Genomic DNA, 14,998 nt, shown 5'->3' with positions numbered 1-14,998 from the left:
TCATTAACTCATATTAAATATACAACGTAAAGTACTTATCGAAAATTTTTATCGCAAAAGTTGCTATTTGTTGGTGTGCCTGGTTGTGCCGGAAAAATGAGGACTACGCCCGGCTTTAGGTCTAAGAAAAATGTGTATGGCCCAACCCATCGCTGTGACGGAAATTCCGCACTTCGATTGCACCGGAATGTTGCGATGCGGTGGGTGCTGCAGCGACACGAATTGGCCATATTACTATGACAGCCACAGGGATGAAAAATGCGAGCTTTGGACTCTGCGCGCGGCTTCTGTTGCCGATGGGCGAGCGATGGGCTCCAGCGTTTGACGCTCTCGGGAAATTGAACGGCCTGTGTCTGCCTTTGAAGATTGAGTTGGCGTTTGTTAACCGTGTTTGTGATAGCGCTGCGCCTTGCACCGCAGCATGATTGGTAGGGACTATGTCGAAGAAAAACGGAACCGATGCTTTCTCACGCCGCAGCTTTCTGCGTTCAGCCGCAGCTTTCGGTGCGGCGACATGGGCCGGCGGCGCGATGGCGCAGGACGCGCTCGACGAGATCATCAATGCGCCGCGGCGTGGCGTCTGGGATGATCAGTTCGACGCCAAGGCGTCGCGTAGCGCAACCGCGGTCGTGTCCAACAATCCGATCTTCGGCACGGATACGTTGTTCAACACTCAGAATGCCGTTGCCCAATACCAGCAGATAGTTTCGGCTGGCGGCTGGCCGCAGGTCAATTCGCCGGTGCGTCTGGAAATGGGCGTTTCCGATCCCTCCGTGCAGGCTCTGCGCCAGCGCCTGATCATTTCCGGCGACCTTCCCCGCTCGGCCGGCATTTCCAATTCCTTCGACAGTTATGTCGATGGCGCCGTCAAGCGCTTCCAGGCCCGTCACGGCCTGCCGGCGGATGGGGTGCTCGGCGAATATTCCGTCAAGGCGATAAACATCGCTGCCGATGTCCGCCTTGGCCAACTCAACACCAATATCGTCCGCCTGCAGTCGATGTCCGGTGATCTCGGCGGCCGCTACGTGATGGTCAATATCCCGGCTGCCTATATCGAGGCCGTTGAGAATGGCCGTGTCGCGACCCGCCACAAGGCCGTTGTCGGCCGCCTCAGCCGCCCGACCCACATCATCAATTCGAAGATCTACGAGGTCATCCTCAATCCGTACTGGACGGCGCCGCGCTCGATCGTCGAGAAGGACATCGTGCCGCTGATGCGAAAGGACCCGGAATACCTGAAGAAGAATGCCATTCGTCTGCTCGACGGGCAGGGCAACGAGGTCGCGCCGGAAACCATCGACTGGAATGCCGAGAAGGCGCCGAACCTGATGTTTCGCCAGGACCCGGGCAAGATCAACGCCATGGCATCGACCAAGATCAACTTCCACAATCCGAACAACGAGTACATGCACGACACACCGTCGCAGGGTCTGTTCAACAAGCTTGCCCGCTTCGAATCCTCGGGCTGCGTGCGCGTTCAGAACGTTCGCGACCTGACGACCTGGCTTCTGCGCGACACGCCTGGCTGGTCGCGCCAGCAGATCGAGGCTACTATTCGTGCGGGCCAGAATTCACCGATCAAGCTGGCGGTCGAAATTCCGGTCTATTTCAAATATGTCACCGCCTGGGCGGCGACCGACGGCATCGTGCAGTTCCGCGACGACATTTACGAGATGGACGGCGAGCAGGAACTGGCACTGCAGACGACTACCGGCATCGAGCAGGCCGCCGGTTCGATCGAGCGCGAAAACCTGCCGCAATAAGACATTTCACCAATAGGGTTCTCAGGGCCGCGCATCCGTCGGGATGCGCGGCCTTTTGCATTCGTTTTCCTGTCGCATTTCCGGCGTCGCATGTGTGGGAAATGGCGCAAATCGCACAGCCCGTATTGCCCTTGCCATGCGAGGACGTTAAACACCGTGCCACAGTCTCACAGGAGCTTTGAGAATGAGCGTTTCCGCCTCCACCGACGTTTTCTTCAGCCGTTCGCTCGCCGATACCGATCCGGATATTTTTGGCGCGATCGAGAAGGAGCTGGGCCGCCAGCGTCACGAGATCGAACTGATCGCGTCTGAAAACATCGTCTCGCGCGCCGTTCTGGAAGCGCAGGGCTCGATCATGACCAACAAGTACGCCGAGGGCTACCCCGGCAAGCGCTATTACGGCGGCTGCCAGTTCGTCGACATCGCCGAGGAACTGGCCATTGAGCGCGCCAAGAAGCTGTTCGGCGTCAACTTCGCCAACGTCCAGCCGAATTCTGGTTCGCAAATGAACCAGGCGGTGTTTCTGGCGCTGCTGCAGCCGGGCGACACGTTCATGGGTCTCGACCTCAACTCGGGCGGTCACCTGACGCATGGCTCGCCGGTTAACATGTCCGGCAAGTGGTTCAATGTCGTGTCCTACGGCGTGCGCGAAGGCGACCATCTGCTCGATATGGACGACGTCGCCGAGAAGGCCCGCAAGACCAAGCCGAAGCTCATCATCGCCGGCGGCACCGCTTACTCCCGCATCTGGGACTGGAAGCGCTTCCGCGAAATCGCCGATGAAGTCGGGGCTTATCTGATGGTCGATATGGCCCATATCGCCGGTCTCGTCGCCGGCGGCCAGCATCCGTCGCCGTTCCCGCATTGCCACGTTGCAACCACCACCACGCACAAGTCGCTCCGCGGCCCGCGCGGCGGCGTCGTGCTGACGAACGACGAGGATATCGCCAAGAAGATCAATTCGGCCGTCTTCCCGGGTCTCCAGGGCGGTCCGCTGATGCACATCATCGCCGCCAAGGCCGTCGCCTTCGGCGAGGCGCTGCAGCCGGAATTCCAGGACTATGCCGCGCAGATCGTGAAGAACGCCAAGGCGCTTGCCGAAACGCTGATTGCCGGCGGTCTCGACATCGTTTCAGGCGGCACCGACAACCATCTGATGCTGGTCGATCTTCGCAAGAAGAACGCAACCGGCAAGCGGGCGGAAGCCGCTCTCGGCCGCGCCTACGTCACCTGCAACAAGAACGGCATCCCGTTCGACCCGGAAAAGCCGTTCGTCACCTCGGGTGTCCGTCTCGGCACGCCGGCCGGCACGACGCGCGGCTTCAAGGAAGCGGAATTCCGCGAAATCGGCAACCTGATCGTCGAAGTCCTCGACGGCCTGAAGGCTGCGAATTCGGACGAAGGCAATGCCGCCGTCGAAGTCAGTGTCCGCGAGAAGGTCGTCAAGCTGACCGACCGTTTCCCGATGTATCCCTACCTGTAATCAAGGAACCCGGATGCGCTGCCCCTATTGCGGATCGGAAGACAGCCAGGTGAAGGATAGCCGTCCTGCAGAGGACGGTGCGGCCATTCGCCGGCGGCGCATCTGCCCGGATTGCGGCGGACGTTTCACGACCTTCGAGCGGGTGCAGCTGCGGGAACTGATGATCCTGAAAAAGACCGGTCGCAAGGCGCCGTTCGACCGCGACAAGCTGTTGCGGTCGTTCGAGATCGCCTTGCGCAAGCGGCCGGTCGATCGCGACCGCATCGAGCGGGCGGTCTCCGGCATCGTCCGGCGGCTGGAAAGCTCCGGCGAGACCGAAATCGCCTCCGAAGAGATCGGTCTGCAGGTGCTGGAGGCGTTGAAGAGCCTCGATGACGTCGCCTTCGTCCGCTATGCCTCGGTCTACCGCGATTTCTCCCATGCGGAGGATTTCGAAAAGGTGATCGCCGAGATCAGCGCGAAGATCGCGCGGGATCCCGGCGCCTGATTTCTGCTTCGAAGGACGCCGCCGAACAGGCGGCGTTCTGCCTTTTCGCAATCGATGACATGACGCGGGACGAGATGGCTGACAGGGCTGAAGACGATCGGTTCATGGCGGAGGCGCTCACTGTCGCGCACCGCAATCGTGGCGCCACGGGTTCCAATCCGTCCGTCGGTTGCGTCATCGTTCGCGATGATGGCGACGGTCCCCACATCGTCGGCAGCGCGGTGACCGCCGTTGGCGGTCGGCCGCATGCGGAGACACAGGCGCTGGCGCTGGCTGGAGACGCAGCGCGTGGCGCGACCGCCTATGTCACGCTCGAACCCTGTTCCCACCACGGCAAGACGCCGCCTTGCGCCGATGCGCTGGTAGCGGCCGGTGTTGCCCGCGTCGTCATCGCGGTGACTGATCCGGATGAGCGGGTGTCCGGGCGTGGTCTTGATATCTTGCGCGATGCCGGCATTGTGGTCGATACCGGCGTGCTGGAAGAAAAAGGTGAGCGCGAGCTTGAGGGCTACCTCATGCGCAAGCGCAACAATCGGCCCTATGTGACTCTGAAACTTGCCGTTTCCGCCGACGGCATGATCGGCATCAAGGGGCAGGGGCAGATCCGCATCACCGGCACCGCTGCCCGTGACTACGTCCAGCGCCTGCGGGCGGAGACCGACGCCATCCTCGTCGGCATTGGTACGGCGATCGCTGATAATCCCGAACTGACCTGCCGCATTCCCGGACTTGAGGCGCGCTCGCCTTTGCGCGTGGTGATCGACGGGGAACTCGACATGCCCACGACGTCAAAGCTGGCGCAAACGGCGCGCCTTGTCCCCGTCATCGCAGTGAGTGGTCGGGAAGATGGTTCCGATGCCTATGCCGCGCGCCGACAGGCGCTGCAAGACCTCGGCGTCGAAGTCGTCCTCTGCAATCCGATCGAGCCCGCCGACCTGCTTGGCGCGCTTGCCACGCGTGGCGTCTCGTCGCTTCTCATCGAAGGCGGCGCGCGCACCGCGCAGCAGTTTCTCAATGCCGGCCTTGTCGACCGGATTTTGTTGTTTACAGGCCCTGCCACCCTTGGCGAGGAGGGGGTGCCATCTCCACTTGATCGCCATCTGATCCCGGTGGGCTTTACCCATCGGCAGACCACCACACTCGGCGACGATCTCCTCGATACCTACGAATACGAAAGAATCCCCTAATGTTCACCGGCATTATCACCGATATCGGCACCGTCGAAACGCTCACGCCGCTGGACGAGGGCGTCAAGCTGCGCATCGCCACCGCCTATGACCCGAAAGGCATCGACATCGGCGCCTCGATCGCCTGCTCCGGCGTCTGCCTGACCGTGACGACGCTGCCGGAAGAGGGCTCGAACCAGCGATGGTTCGAGGTCGAGGCCTGGGAGGAAGCGCTGCGGCTGACGACGATCTCGGCGTGGACAGTAAACCAGAAGATCAACCTTGAGCGCTCGCTGAAGATCGGCGATGAGCTTGGCGGACATCTCGTTTCTGGCCATGTCGACGGCAAGGCGGAAATCCTGTCTGTTGAATCCGAAGGCGAGGCGACACGTTTTCGCCTGCGCGCGCCGGAGCATCTGGCCAAATTCGTTGCGCCGAAGGGCTCCGTCGCGCTCGATGGCACCTCGCTCACGGTCAACGCCGTCGACGGCACGGATTTCGACGTTCTGCTGATCCGGCATTCGCTGGACGTCACGACGTGGGGACAGCGCAAGGCCGGCGATTTCGTCAATTTCGAAGTCGATACGATGGCACGCTATGCGGCAAGACTGGCGGAATTTCCGGCGCCGAAAGGCGCTTAAACCGGATCGCTGGTGGCAGCTTCGATACCGACGGCATGGCATGTGGCACGGGTTCGCCGCCGCGAGAAAGGGAAACGCCATGAAACTGACGCGGACTTTTTCGCTGACCGCCAAAAACGGCCAAATCCGCTATTCGACGGGTCCGGTCGTGCCGTTTCCGGTGCGCATCAAATCGCTGAAGCTGATGGCGGATGATCCGGCGAAACTGGCAGGCAAGGAATTCGAGATTACGCATAACGGGACTGTCATCCTGTCCGGCAGCGGGCGGCCCGGCGAGGACATGGAACTGGACGAGCCCTTCCGGCTGTCGATCGGAAAACAGCTCTTCAAGGTCGTTGCCAAGCCTTTTAACGACGGAGACCTGGTCGAGGGACAAGTCGAGATACGATATTCGATATTCTAGCGCACCTGTAGAACTGCGGGCCTACCGTTCCAGCAGGATCACCTGCGCGCCATGATAGGTCGTCCGCTTCGCTTCCTTGAACTGCAGTTTCGATGCGACGCGCAGTGAAGCGAGGTTTGCGGTGTCGATGATGCAGGTCTTGCGCAGCGCCGGGAATTGCTGGTCGCCCCAGGTCAGCGCCGCACGGACAGCCTCGGTCGCCAAGCCACGGCCGTGCGACAGCGGCGACAGCGCCCAGCCGGTTTCCATCGTGCCTTCGAGCGACGGGCTGATAACGCGGTGGAGATCGTGGAAGCCGGCCTCGCCGATGAAATGACCGGTTTCCTTTTCCTGCAGCGCGAAAAAGCCGAAGCCGAAATAGTGCCACATCCCGACCTGCCGCAGGAAACGCGTCCAGGCCTGTTCGCGGGAGAACGGCACCCCGCCGATGAAACGTGTGACACCGGCGTCAGCAAACAGTGCGCTATAGGGGCCAAAGTCGTCGCGGCGGTAGGGGCGCAGGATCAGGCGTTCGGTTTCGATGGTCGGTACGCTGTGCATGGGGTCCGTTCGGTTCGGTTGAAAATACGATTTCGCTATTCGATCAGATTCCCGGCTCGCCGTCCCAATAATCGACTTCGGTGCCTTTTCGGCCGACGAACCGGAACACGGGCTTGCTGCCTGAAACCTCTTGCGACTTGGCGAGGAATTTGCCGGAATCCGGATATTCGACGATTTCGGCTTTCGCATTGGTCGAGATCGATAGGTATTTAAGCGGCTCGGTTCCAGTGTTGATCAGGTGGTGGGCGGTTTCCGGGCCGCCGGCCGGGGCGCCCAGCACGTCGCCGGCCCTTACCGGATAGCGATTGGGGCCGAAGCGGTATTCGCCCTGTCCGCTGAGGACGACGAACAGTTCCTCCTCGATATGGTGGTTGTGAAACGGACAGCCGGATTTGCCCGGCGGCACTTCGCCATAGCCGATGCCGAGGTTCTTCAGCCCAAGTTTCGCGCCAAAAGAGGCATCGCGGGATTCGAAGAATGCGCCTTCCTGCCAGTGCTCCAGTTCAAGCTCTGCCGGGTTGACGATCGGTTTCTGTATTTCTGCCATACTTTCCTCCACTTCGGAGCAAACTTGTACCGGGACGTCACGGGATTGAAAAGCCAAGGTCAATTTTCGCTTTTGGCCGGGCAATTGGTCTCGGGCGGCCCGCAAATCGGCGGTTTAGACGAAAAATGCTTGCCAACGGGGCTCCGGCATGGTTTGACCGCCGCCTGCGCCGGAGATGTCCGGCCGAAAAAATCAAACGGGTGAAATATGGCCGAAACATCCAAACCACATATCCTCATTGTGGAAGCGCGCTTCTATGACGACATGGCCGACGCTTTGCTCGATGGCGCGACATCGGCATTGAAGGATGCCGGCGCGACCTATGACATCGTCACGGTTCCCGGCGCGCTGGAAATTCCGGCAGCGATCGCCATGGCGCTCGACGGCATCGACAATGGCGGCACCGAATATGACGGTTTCGTCGCGCTTGGCATGGTCATCCGCGGCGAGACCTATCATTTCGATATCGTCGCGAACGAATCCTGCCGCGCCATCATGGACCTGACCGTCAGCGAAAGCCTTGCCATCGGCAATGGCATCCTGACCGTAGAGAACGATGCGCAGGCTTGGGCCCGTGCGAAGAAATCCGAAGGCGACAAGGGAGGCTTTGCCGCCCGCGCAGCCCTCACCATGATCGACCTCAAGATCAAGCTGGGCGGCGACCAGTGAGCGATATCCCGACCAATCCACCCGTCGACCAGCCGCAGATCAAGCAGGCCAATCAGCGCGGCGCCGCGCGTCTCGCCGCCGTCCAGGCCCTCTACCAAATGGATGTCGGCGGCACCGGCGTGCTCGAAATCGTCGCCGAATACGAGGCGCATCGCCTTGGCCAGGAACTCGACGGCGACACATACCTGAAAGCGGATGCCTCCTGGTTCCGCTCTATCGTCGCCGGCGTCGTTCGCGACCAGCGTTTGCTCGACCCGCTGATCGGCACGGCGCTACAGGACGACTGGGCGCTGTCGCGTCTCGATTCGACCGTCCGCGCCATCCTGCGCGCCGGTACGTTCGAACTCAAGGAGCGCAAGGACGTTCCCGTGGCCGTCATCGTCACCGAATATGTCGAGATCGCCAAGGCCTTCTTCGAGGAAGACGAGCCGAAGCTCGTCAATGCCGTGCTCGACCGCATCGCCCGCACGATCAGAACCGACGTCAAGAAGTAAGGGCATCGCATGACCGTGTGGCAGGGCAAGGGGCAGGGCATGGACCATGAACTGCGCGGCGCCCGCTACAATGTCTATCTGCTGACCGCGGCCCAGGCGGTTCTTGGCACGATCGGCCCCATCGTCTTCTCCGTTGGCGGCGTTGCCGGTTACCAGTTGCTCGGCGACGACAAGTCGCTGGCGACGGCCCCCCTGACCGGCTTCAATGTCGGCGTGGCGCTCGGCGCCGTCTTCGTGGCGGCCATGTCCAGAATGCTCGGCCGCAAGATGGCCTTCATGGTCGGCGCGCTTCTGGGGGCCGGTGGCGGCGTGCTGGCGGCCTATGCATTGTTCCAGAACGACTTCTGGATGTTCGCGCTCGGCCTTTGCATCTCCGGCGTCGCCGGTGGTTTTACCCAGAAGCTGCGCTTTGCCGCCGCCGACGCCTCGCCGAGCTTCTACAAGCCGCGCGCTATTTCCTGGATATTGGCGGGCGGCATGGTTTCGGCCGTGCTCGGGCCGCAACTCGTCATCCTCACCAAGGATATGCTGGCCCCTGTATTCTTTGCCGGTGCCTTTATCGCGCTGGTTCCCACCTGTCTTGCCGCGATCGCCATCCTCGCCTTCCTGCGGCTGCCCGATCTGCGTCCGGCGACGGGGGCGATGCCGGCCGGGCCGGTGCGGCCTTTGCGGGAGATCGTGCTCACCCAGCGCTTCCTGACTGGCATGGTCTGCGGCATCTCGACCTATGCGCTGATGACCTTCATGATGACCGGCGCGCCGATCGCCATGGTCGTCGGCTGCGGCTTCTCGCAGGATATGGCGACGCTCGGCATCCAGTGGCACGTGCTGGCCATGTTCGCGCCGAGCTTCTTCACCGGCATGCTGGTGAGCCGCTACGGCGCCGAAAAGGTCGTGGCCTGTGGTCTGGTCATCCTGATGCTTTGCGCGCTGGTCGCCCATGCCGGCATCGCGCTGTGGAATTTCTGGGGCGCGCTGGTGCTGCTCGGGCTGGGCTGGAACTTCGGTTTCATTGGCTCGACCGCGATCGTCGCCGCCAGCTACCGGCCGCAGGAGGCCGACAAGGTGCAGGGTTTTCACGACATCATCCTGTTCACCGCAGTGGCACTCGCATCCTTCGGATCGGGCAAGGTTCTGACGGCCTATGGCTGGGACATGCTGAGCGCCGCCGTCTGGCCGGTGACGATTTTCTGCCTCGTTCTGCTTGTTTCGCTGTTTGTCGCCGAAAAACGGCGTGCAGCCTGAGCTTTATCTCCCAAAGTCATCTTCCTGCGACGTAAGTCATGGCCAACATACCGGAAAACGTGGGTTTTTCCGGATGCGCTGGCTTGACGATACCGATTCGCCACCGCACTCTGGCCCCCACGGATGCGGCTCTCGCTTGAAGAGGAGGCGAGGGCTGCGGCGTTGTTGAGGGGTCTGCGGAACGGAGTGAGCCTGCAGGTTTAAACGGAGGAAAGAGCGAAATGACCATATTACTGGGCGTTATCGCATGCGGGTTGCTTTCGGTGGTTTATGCCATCTGGGCAACGCAATCGGTCATGTCGGCCGATCAGGGCAATGCCCGCATGCAAGAGATTGCAGGCTTCATACGCGAGGGGGCGCAGGCCTATCTCACACGTCAATACAAGACCATTGCCATCGTCGGCGCCGTCGTTTTCATCGGTGCCTGGGTCCTTCTCTCCGCCACCGCCGCCATCGGCTTTCTGATCGGCGCAGTTCTTTCGGGTGTGGCCGGCTTTATCGGCATGCATGTGTCGGTGCGCGCCAATGTGCGCACGGCGCAGGCTTCCTCGGTCAGCCTTGCTGCCGGTCTCGACATCGCCTTCAAATCCGGTGCTATCACCGGCATGCTCGTCGCCGGCCTGGCGCTGCTCGGCGTGTCGATCTATTACCTCGTGCTGACGGCCGGTCTTGGTCTGGCGGAGGGCTCGCGTGAAGTCATCGATGCACTCGTATCGCTTGGTTTCGGCGCCTCGCTGATCTCGATCTTCGCCCGTCTCGGCGGCGGCATCTTCACCAAGGGCGCCGACGTTGGCGGCGATCTCGTCGGCAAGGTCGAAGCCGGTATTCCCGAAGATGATCCACGCAATCCGGCCACGATCGCCGACAATGTCGGCGACAATGTCGGCGACTGCGCCGGCATGGCCGCCGACCTTTTCGAAACCTATGCGGTCTCGATCGTCGCCACCATGGTTCTGGCCGCCATCTTCTTTGCCGGCGGTGCGAACCTCGCGCTCATCATGGCTTATCCGCTGGCCATCTGCGGCGCCTGCATCATCACCTCGATCATCGGCGCCTTCTTCGTCAAGCTCGGTTCGAACGGCTCGATCATGGGCGCGCTCTACAAGGGCCTGATCGTCACCGGCGTGCTCTCCATTGTCGGTCTTGGCGCGGCGACTTCGCTGACGATCGGCTGGGGCTCGATCGGCATGGCGGATGGCAAGGATATCACCGGCACAAACCTGTTCATCTGCGGTATCGTTGGTCTGATTGTCACCGCTCTGATCGTTGTCATCACCGAGTATTATACCGGCACCAACAAGCGCCCGGTCAATTCGATCGCCCAGGCATCCGTCAGTGGCCACGGCACCAACGTCATCCAGGGCCTTGCCGTCTCGCTGGAATCGACGGCACTGCCGGCGATTGTCATCGTCGGCGGCATCATCTCGACCTATCAGCTGGCAGGACTGTTCGGCACCGGCATCGCCGTCACCGCCATGCTCGGCATTGCCGGTATGATCGTGGCGCTCGATGCTTTCGGTCCGGTGACGGACAATGCCGGCGGCATCGCTGAAATGTCGCATCTGTCGCCGGATGTGCGCAAAGCGACCGACGCGCTCGACGCGGTCGGCAACACCACCAAGGCGGTGACCAAGGGCTATGCGATCGGTTCGGCCGGTCTCGGCGCCCTCGTCCTGTTTGCCGCCTATTCGAACGACCTGAAATACTTCGCCGCCAACGGCGACAAATATCCGTATTTCGCCGATGTCGGGTCGATTTCGTTCGATCTGTCCAACCCATACGTCGTTGCCGGTCTGATCTTCGGCGGCCTGATCCCCTACCTTTTCGGCGGGATCGCCATGACGGCCGTTGGGCGGGCGGCCGGCGCCGTGGTGGAGGAAGTCCGCCGCCAGTTCCGGGAGAAGCCAGGCATCATGGAAGGCAAGGATCGGCCGGACTACGGTCGCGCGGTCGACATGCTGACCAAGGCCGCGATCCGCGAAATGATCGTGCCGTCGCTGCTGCCGGTCCTGGCGCCGATCGTCGTTTATTTCGGCGTGCTGCTGATCTCCGGCTCCAAGGCTTCGGCTTTCGCCGCACTCGGCGCATCGCTTCTCGGCGTCATCGTCAACGGCATCTTCGTCGCCATCTCGATGACATCGGGCGGTGGTGCCTGGGACAATGCCAAGAAGAGCTTCGAGGACGGTTTCGTCGATAAGGACGGGACCCGTCACGTCAAGGGCTCGGACGCACACAAGGCATCCGTGACCGGCGACACGGTCGGCGATCCCTACAAGGATACCGCCGGTCCCGCCGTCAACCCGGCGATCAAGATCACCAACATCGTGGCGCTTCTGCTCTTGGCTGTTCTCGCCGGCTGATCCGAACAAATCTCCCGCAACACGAGAATCGGTGTTGCGGGGTCGATGAACAAAGAAAAACCCGCCGGCGCTTGCAAGCTCCGGCGGGTTTTTAACGGGCAGGCGATGAACTGGATCAGTTGCCGCCGAAGAGGGATTTCGCCATGCTCTTGCCGACTCCATTGCCGGAGAGTAACTGTCCGAGGAAGGTCATTTCCTTGCCGCCCGTCGGCGTCGTGCGGGAAATCATGTCGAAGACCTTGCCGTCCTGCAGCGTGTAATGCGCGAGCTGCGAAACGACGCCGTCCTTGTCGAAATAGACGGCGAGCACGCTCTGATCGACGATCTTCGGTTTCATGAAGGCAACGGGTCGGGTGCGTTTCTGGGAGATGTAGTAAAACACCTCATTGTCGAAGGTCGCGGTGGTCGATGGCGTACCGAGCGACAGGAGAACCTGTTCGCGGCTCGAGCCGACCGGCGCCAGGGCGAGCGTCTCCTGGTCGACGACGTAACCCTGATTGATGGTTTCGCGGGTATTCAGAACGTCGGAGGTCTTGCAGGCCGAAAGCGTGGTTGCGCAAATTGCCAATGTGAAAACGACGTTGCTCAGAAATTTCATGTCTGACTTGAAATACCGTTTCGTCAACGACATCTCCCTCAAGGTAACGCTGGCAGATGCGCCATTGCATTTCGTGCCTGCTTCGGTAAACCAGCTTCGGCGATCATGCAATAACAGGATGCGTGGGCTCCCGCATTTTGAAGCGGTCAAACTTGGGCTTTATGATGATATTTGGATTGTTCGGCAAAAAAAACGGCAACACGGCGATTGTCGCACGCCAGTATGAGCTTCTGACCGATGCCGCACGCCGTCCCTATCTCTATACCGACCTGGATGTGCCGGACACGGTGATGGGACGGTTCGAGATGCTGTCGGCGTCGCTGATCCTGTATTTCCGCCGCACGCGCATCTCGCCGCGCGCCGGCCAGGAAATTGCCCAGGAGATCATCGATGCCTTTTTCGAGGATGTCGATCATTCGATCCGCGAACTCGGTGTCGGCGATGTCGGTGTGCCCAAGCGGATGAAGAAGCTGGCGGCGATGTTCTACGGACGCCTCGAAAGCTATTCGGCCGCATTGGAAAACAAGGATCGCGATGAACTGGCCGCGGCCTTGAAGCGCAATTTTCATCCGCAGACCGAGAATGCGTCATTGTCCATGCTCGGTCTTGCCGACTATCTGCTGGCGGCCGAGGCGCAACTTGCGCTGAAAGGCGAGGATATCGTAGAAACCGGCCGGATTGACCTGCCGGAGGCGGCCTGACTGTCGCCAACGGCGCGACATGCAAGGCCGCGATCAAGACCGGCAGCACTATCTTGGGCGGTTCTCCGCCCGAAAGGATCAGACGATGAACCACGACGAAAAACCCGCATTCTCCTATCCGGTCAAGGTCGCAAATATCTCGGCCAATGCGGTGACCGTCCACCTCGAGGCGAACGAGGCGGAGCGCGTTTTGCTGCGCGACCAGTGGAACGTGTCCGAGGTTTTGTCACTGACGTCCGATCTGCAGATCGCCCGCTGGAAGAAGGACGGCGTCAAGATCAAGGGGCATGTGAAGGCGAAGATCGTCCAGGCCTGTGTCGTGACGCTCGACCCGGTCGAGGCTGAGATCGACGAACCGGTCGAGGCGATCTTCGTGCCGGAAAACTCTCGGCTGGCGCGGATTGCCGCCACGGATAGCGGCGAGATGATTCTCGATCCGGAAGGTCCTGATCTGCCCGATACGTTCACCGGCGATACGATCGACGTCGGTCTGACCGTCACGGAATATGCGGCGCTTGCGATCGATCCCTATCCGCGCAAGGCGGGTGCGACCTTTGAGGAGCGCGTCGAAAGCAGCCAGAAGGATGATGTCCGCCCGAATCCCTTCGCGGTGCTCAAGGATTGGAAAAAGGACTGAATCCGAAAACCCGCGGGACACAATTCGGTTGTCACGTCAGCGAAAAACGGTATTTTGGCCGAAATCCAGCCCGTTGGGCCGTTTTGTCCCGGAAGCGGGACTGCTACGCCTCAAACGTCATGAAAACACGTGTGTCTCATCGCCAGACTGATTGCGCCGGGACGAAACATGCAGTGTGGCAGGAATAAAGGATAAGGCACGCGTGGTCAGAATTTCTCTTGATGTGATGGGCGGCGACTTCGGTCCGCAGGTCGTCATCCCGGGTGCCGCAAAGGCGCTGGAACGGCATCCCGACATCCGTTTTTCGCTCTACGGCATTCAAGATCAGTGTGCCCCGATCCTTGACAAATACCCGAAGCTGAAAGCCGCCAGCAGCTTTCATGCCTGCGAGCTGGCGATTGCCATGGATGAAAAACCGAGCCAGGCGCTGCGGCGCGGGCGCGGCAAGGCCAGCATGTGGCAGGCCATCGACGCGGTCAACAAGAACGAGGCTGACGTGATCGTCTCTGCCGGCAATACCGGCGCGCTGATGGCGATGTCGGTCTTCTGCCTGAGGATGATGCAGGGGATCCAGCGTCCGGCGATCGCGGCCATCTGGCCGACGGTAAAGGGCGAGAGCATCGTCTTGGATGTTGGCGCGACGATCGGTGCGGATGCGCAGCAATTGATGGATTTCGCGCTGATGGGCGGTGCCATGGCGCGCGCGCTGTTCGAGATCGAACGCCCGACGCTCGGCCTGCTGAATGTCGGCGTCGAGGAGATCAAGGGCCAGGAACAGGTCAAGGAAGCGGGTCGGCTTCTGCGCGAGGCCGGCATCGACAGCATCGATTATTTCGGCTTCGTCGAGGGCGACGATATCGGCCGGGGCACCGTCGACGTCGTGGTCACGGAAGGCTTCTCCGGCAATATCGCGTTGAAGGCCGCCGAGGGAACCGCCCGGCAGATCGCCGAATATCTGCGCGCCGCGATGTCGCGTACGCTGCTTGCCAAGATTGGCTATATTCTCGCCAAGGGCGCCTTCGACCGGCTGCGCGAGAAGATGGATCCACGCAAAGTCAATGGTGGTGTCTTCCTCGGCCTTAATGGTGTCGTGATCAAGAGCCATGGAGGAACCGACGCCGAAGGTTTCGCAGCGGCGATCGATGTCGGTTATGACATGGTCCGCAATGGCCTGAAGACCAAGATCGAAAACGATTTGCAAAAATACCATGCCTCGCGCCCTCCCGAAGGTGCGGCGACCGGCACGACTGACGAGGTTTGAGCA

General features: G+C 61.0%; 16 protein-coding genes. 13 read left to right on the top strand and 3 right to left on the bottom strand.

What is annotated here, in order from left to right; translation table 11 throughout:
* Positions 1 to 437 precede the first annotated feature (437 nt).
* From ACST81_RS16265 to ACST81_RS16240, 6 genes are all read left to right on the top strand, one after another.
* On the top strand, positions 438 to 1,763 hold the full coding sequence (locus ACST81_RS16265; protein WP_438749193.1) for a L,D-transpeptidase family protein: 1,326 nt from the start codon (positions 438 to 440) through the stop codon (positions 1,761 to 1,763).
* A 184-nt stretch (positions 1,764 to 1,947) separates the two neighbouring features.
* A complete protein-coding gene (gene glyA, locus ACST81_RS16260; protein WP_438749192.1) occupies positions 1,948 to 3,246 on the top strand; it encodes a serine hydroxymethyltransferase in 1,299 nt (432 codons plus the stop codon).
* A gap of 13 nt (positions 3,247 to 3,259) precedes the next feature.
* Entirely contained in the window at positions 3,260 to 3,733 is a 474-nt protein-coding gene (gene nrdR, locus ACST81_RS16255; protein WP_062576326.1) for a transcriptional regulator NrdR, read from the top strand.
* Between the two features lie 74 nt (positions 3,734 to 3,807).
* Positions 3,808 to 4,920 (top strand): bifunctional diaminohydroxyphosphoribosylaminopyrimidine deaminase/5-amino-6-(5-phosphoribosylamino)uracil reductase RibD, encoded by a 1,113-nt coding sequence (gene ribD, locus ACST81_RS16250; RefSeq protein WP_438753613.1) that lies wholly within the window; start codon positions 3,808 to 3,810, stop codon positions 4,918 to 4,920.
* Entirely contained in the window at positions 4,920 to 5,540 is a 621-nt protein-coding gene (locus ACST81_RS16245; protein ID WP_438749191.1) for a riboflavin synthase, read from the top strand. The genes ribD and ACST81_RS16245 overlap by 1 nt, the downstream gene beginning before the upstream one ends.
* 79 nt (positions 5,541 to 5,619) lie before the next feature.
* A complete protein-coding gene (locus tag ACST81_RS16240; protein ID WP_438749190.1) occupies positions 5,620 to 5,943 on the top strand; it encodes a hypothetical protein in 324 nt (107 codons plus the stop codon).
* Positions 5,944 to 5,964: 21 nt separating this feature from the next.
* Here ACST81_RS16240 and ACST81_RS16235 read toward each other — a convergent pair whose 3' ends face one another.
* Together ACST81_RS16235 and ACST81_RS16230 are read right to left on the bottom strand one after the other, a co-directional pair.
* On the bottom strand, positions 5,965 to 6,483 hold the full coding sequence (locus ACST81_RS16235) for a GNAT family N-acetyltransferase (RefSeq protein WP_438749189.1): 519 nt from the start codon (positions 6,481 to 6,483) through the stop codon (positions 5,965 to 5,967).
* Positions 6,484 to 6,526: 43 nt separating this feature from the next.
* Positions 6,527 to 7,030, bottom strand: coding sequence for a cupin domain-containing protein (locus tag ACST81_RS16230; protein WP_438749188.1), 504 nt, complete (start codon positions 7,028 to 7,030; stop codon positions 6,527 to 6,529).
* Positions 7,031 to 7,237: 207 nt separating this feature from the next.
* Between ACST81_RS16230 and ribH the strand changes: the two genes are divergently transcribed.
* The 4 genes from ribH to ACST81_RS16210 all read left to right on the top strand — a co-directional run bounded on the left by ribH (position 7,238) and on the right by ACST81_RS16210 (position 11,798).
* Entirely contained in the window at positions 7,238 to 7,699 is a 462-nt protein-coding gene (gene ribH / locus ACST81_RS16225; protein ID WP_438749187.1) for a 6,7-dimethyl-8-ribityllumazine synthase, read from the top strand.
* A gap of 5 nt (positions 7,700 to 7,704) precedes the next feature.
* Positions 7,705 to 8,193: a transcription antitermination factor NusB gene (nusB, locus tag ACST81_RS16220; RefSeq protein ID WP_438753611.1), complete on the top strand. Its 489-nt coding sequence runs from the start codon at positions 7,705 to 7,707 to the stop codon at positions 8,191 to 8,193.
* 9 nt (positions 8,194 to 8,202) lie between these two features.
* Complete coding sequence (locus ACST81_RS16215; protein WP_438749186.1) at positions 8,203 to 9,438, top strand: MFS transporter; 1,236 nt, start codon at positions 8,203 to 8,205, stop codon at positions 9,436 to 9,438.
* Positions 9,439 to 9,659: 221 nt separating this feature from the next.
* Positions 9,660 to 11,798, top strand: a complete 2,139-nt coding sequence (locus tag ACST81_RS16210) for a sodium-translocating pyrophosphatase (protein ID WP_438749185.1) — start codon at positions 9,660 to 9,662, stop codon at positions 11,796 to 11,798.
* A gap of 115 nt (positions 11,799 to 11,913) precedes the next feature.
* Here the strand turns inward: ACST81_RS16210 and ACST81_RS16205 are convergent, their stop codons facing one another.
* On the bottom strand, positions 11,914 to 12,429 hold the full coding sequence (locus ACST81_RS16205) for an outer membrane protein assembly factor BamE (RefSeq protein WP_438749184.1): 516 nt from the start codon (positions 12,427 to 12,429) through the stop codon (positions 11,914 to 11,916).
* Positions 12,430 to 12,560: 131 nt separating this feature from the next.
* On the opposite strand from ACST81_RS16205, the gene ACST81_RS16200 reads away from it, so the two are divergent.
* From ACST81_RS16200 to plsX, 3 genes are all read left to right on the top strand, one after another.
* Entirely contained in the window at positions 12,561 to 13,097 is a 537-nt protein-coding gene (locus ACST81_RS16200) for a ubiquinol-cytochrome C chaperone family protein (protein ID WP_438753609.1), read from the top strand.
* Positions 13,098 to 13,182: 85 nt separating this feature from the next.
* The gene (locus ACST81_RS16195; protein ID WP_438749183.1) at positions 13,183 to 13,734 is read left to right on the top strand and encodes a YceD family protein; all 552 of its coding nucleotides are present in this window, start codon (positions 13,183 to 13,185) and stop codon (positions 13,732 to 13,734) included.
* Positions 13,735 to 13,936: 202 nt separating this feature from the next.
* Positions 13,937 to 14,995: a phosphate acyltransferase PlsX gene (gene plsX, locus ACST81_RS16190; RefSeq protein ID WP_438749182.1), complete on the top strand. Its 1,059-nt coding sequence runs from the start codon at positions 13,937 to 13,939 to the stop codon at positions 14,993 to 14,995.
* Positions 14,996 to 14,998: the final 3 nt, after the last annotated feature.

Source organism: Pararhizobium sp. O133, assembly GCF_051669845.1.
In the GTDB taxonomy this organism is placed as follows: domain Bacteria; phylum Pseudomonadota; class Alphaproteobacteria; order Rhizobiales; family Rhizobiaceae; genus Pararhizobium.
This window is presented reverse-complemented; position numbering and strand designations above follow the sequence as displayed.

Coding starts and splice junctions, on each gene's coding strand:
- ACST81_RS16265 (WP_438749193.1), top strand. CDS start 438: ATGTCGAAGAAAAACGGAACCGATGCTTTCTCACGCCGCAGCTTTCTG.
- glyA (WP_438749192.1), top strand. CDS start 1,948: ATGAGCGTTTCCGCCTCCACCGACGTTTTCTTCAGCCGTTCGCTCGCC.
- nrdR (WP_062576326.1), top strand. CDS start 3,260: ATGCGCTGCCCCTATTGCGGATCGGAAGACAGCCAGGTGAAGGATAGC.
- ribD (WP_438753613.1), top strand. CDS start 3,808: ATGGCTGACAGGGCTGAAGACGATCGGTTCATGGCGGAGGCGCTCACT.
- ACST81_RS16245 (WP_438749191.1), top strand. CDS start 4,920: ATGTTCACCGGCATTATCACCGATATCGGCACCGTCGAAACGCTCACG.
- ACST81_RS16240 (WP_438749190.1), top strand. CDS start 5,620: ATGAAACTGACGCGGACTTTTTCGCTGACCGCCAAAAACGGCCAAATC.
- ACST81_RS16235 (WP_438749189.1), bottom strand. CDS start 6,483: ATGCACAGCGTACCGACCATCGAAACCGAACGCCTGATCCTGCGCCCC.
- ACST81_RS16230 (WP_438749188.1), bottom strand. CDS start 7,030: ATGGCAGAAATACAGAAACCGATCGTCAACCCGGCAGAGCTTGAACTG.
- ribH (WP_438749187.1), top strand. CDS start 7,238: ATGGCCGAAACATCCAAACCACATATCCTCATTGTGGAAGCGCGCTTC.
- ACST81_RS16215 (WP_438749186.1), top strand. CDS start 8,203: ATGACCGTGTGGCAGGGCAAGGGGCAGGGCATGGACCATGAACTGCGC.
- ACST81_RS16210 (WP_438749185.1), top strand. CDS start 9,660: ATGACCATATTACTGGGCGTTATCGCATGCGGGTTGCTTTCGGTGGTT.
- ACST81_RS16205 (WP_438749184.1), bottom strand. CDS start 12,429: ATGTCGTTGACGAAACGGTATTTCAAGTCAGACATGAAATTTCTGAGC.
- ACST81_RS16200 (WP_438753609.1), top strand. CDS start 12,561: ATGATATTTGGATTGTTCGGCAAAAAAAACGGCAACACGGCGATTGTC.
- ACST81_RS16195 (WP_438749183.1), top strand. CDS start 13,183: ATGAACCACGACGAAAAACCCGCATTCTCCTATCCGGTCAAGGTCGCA.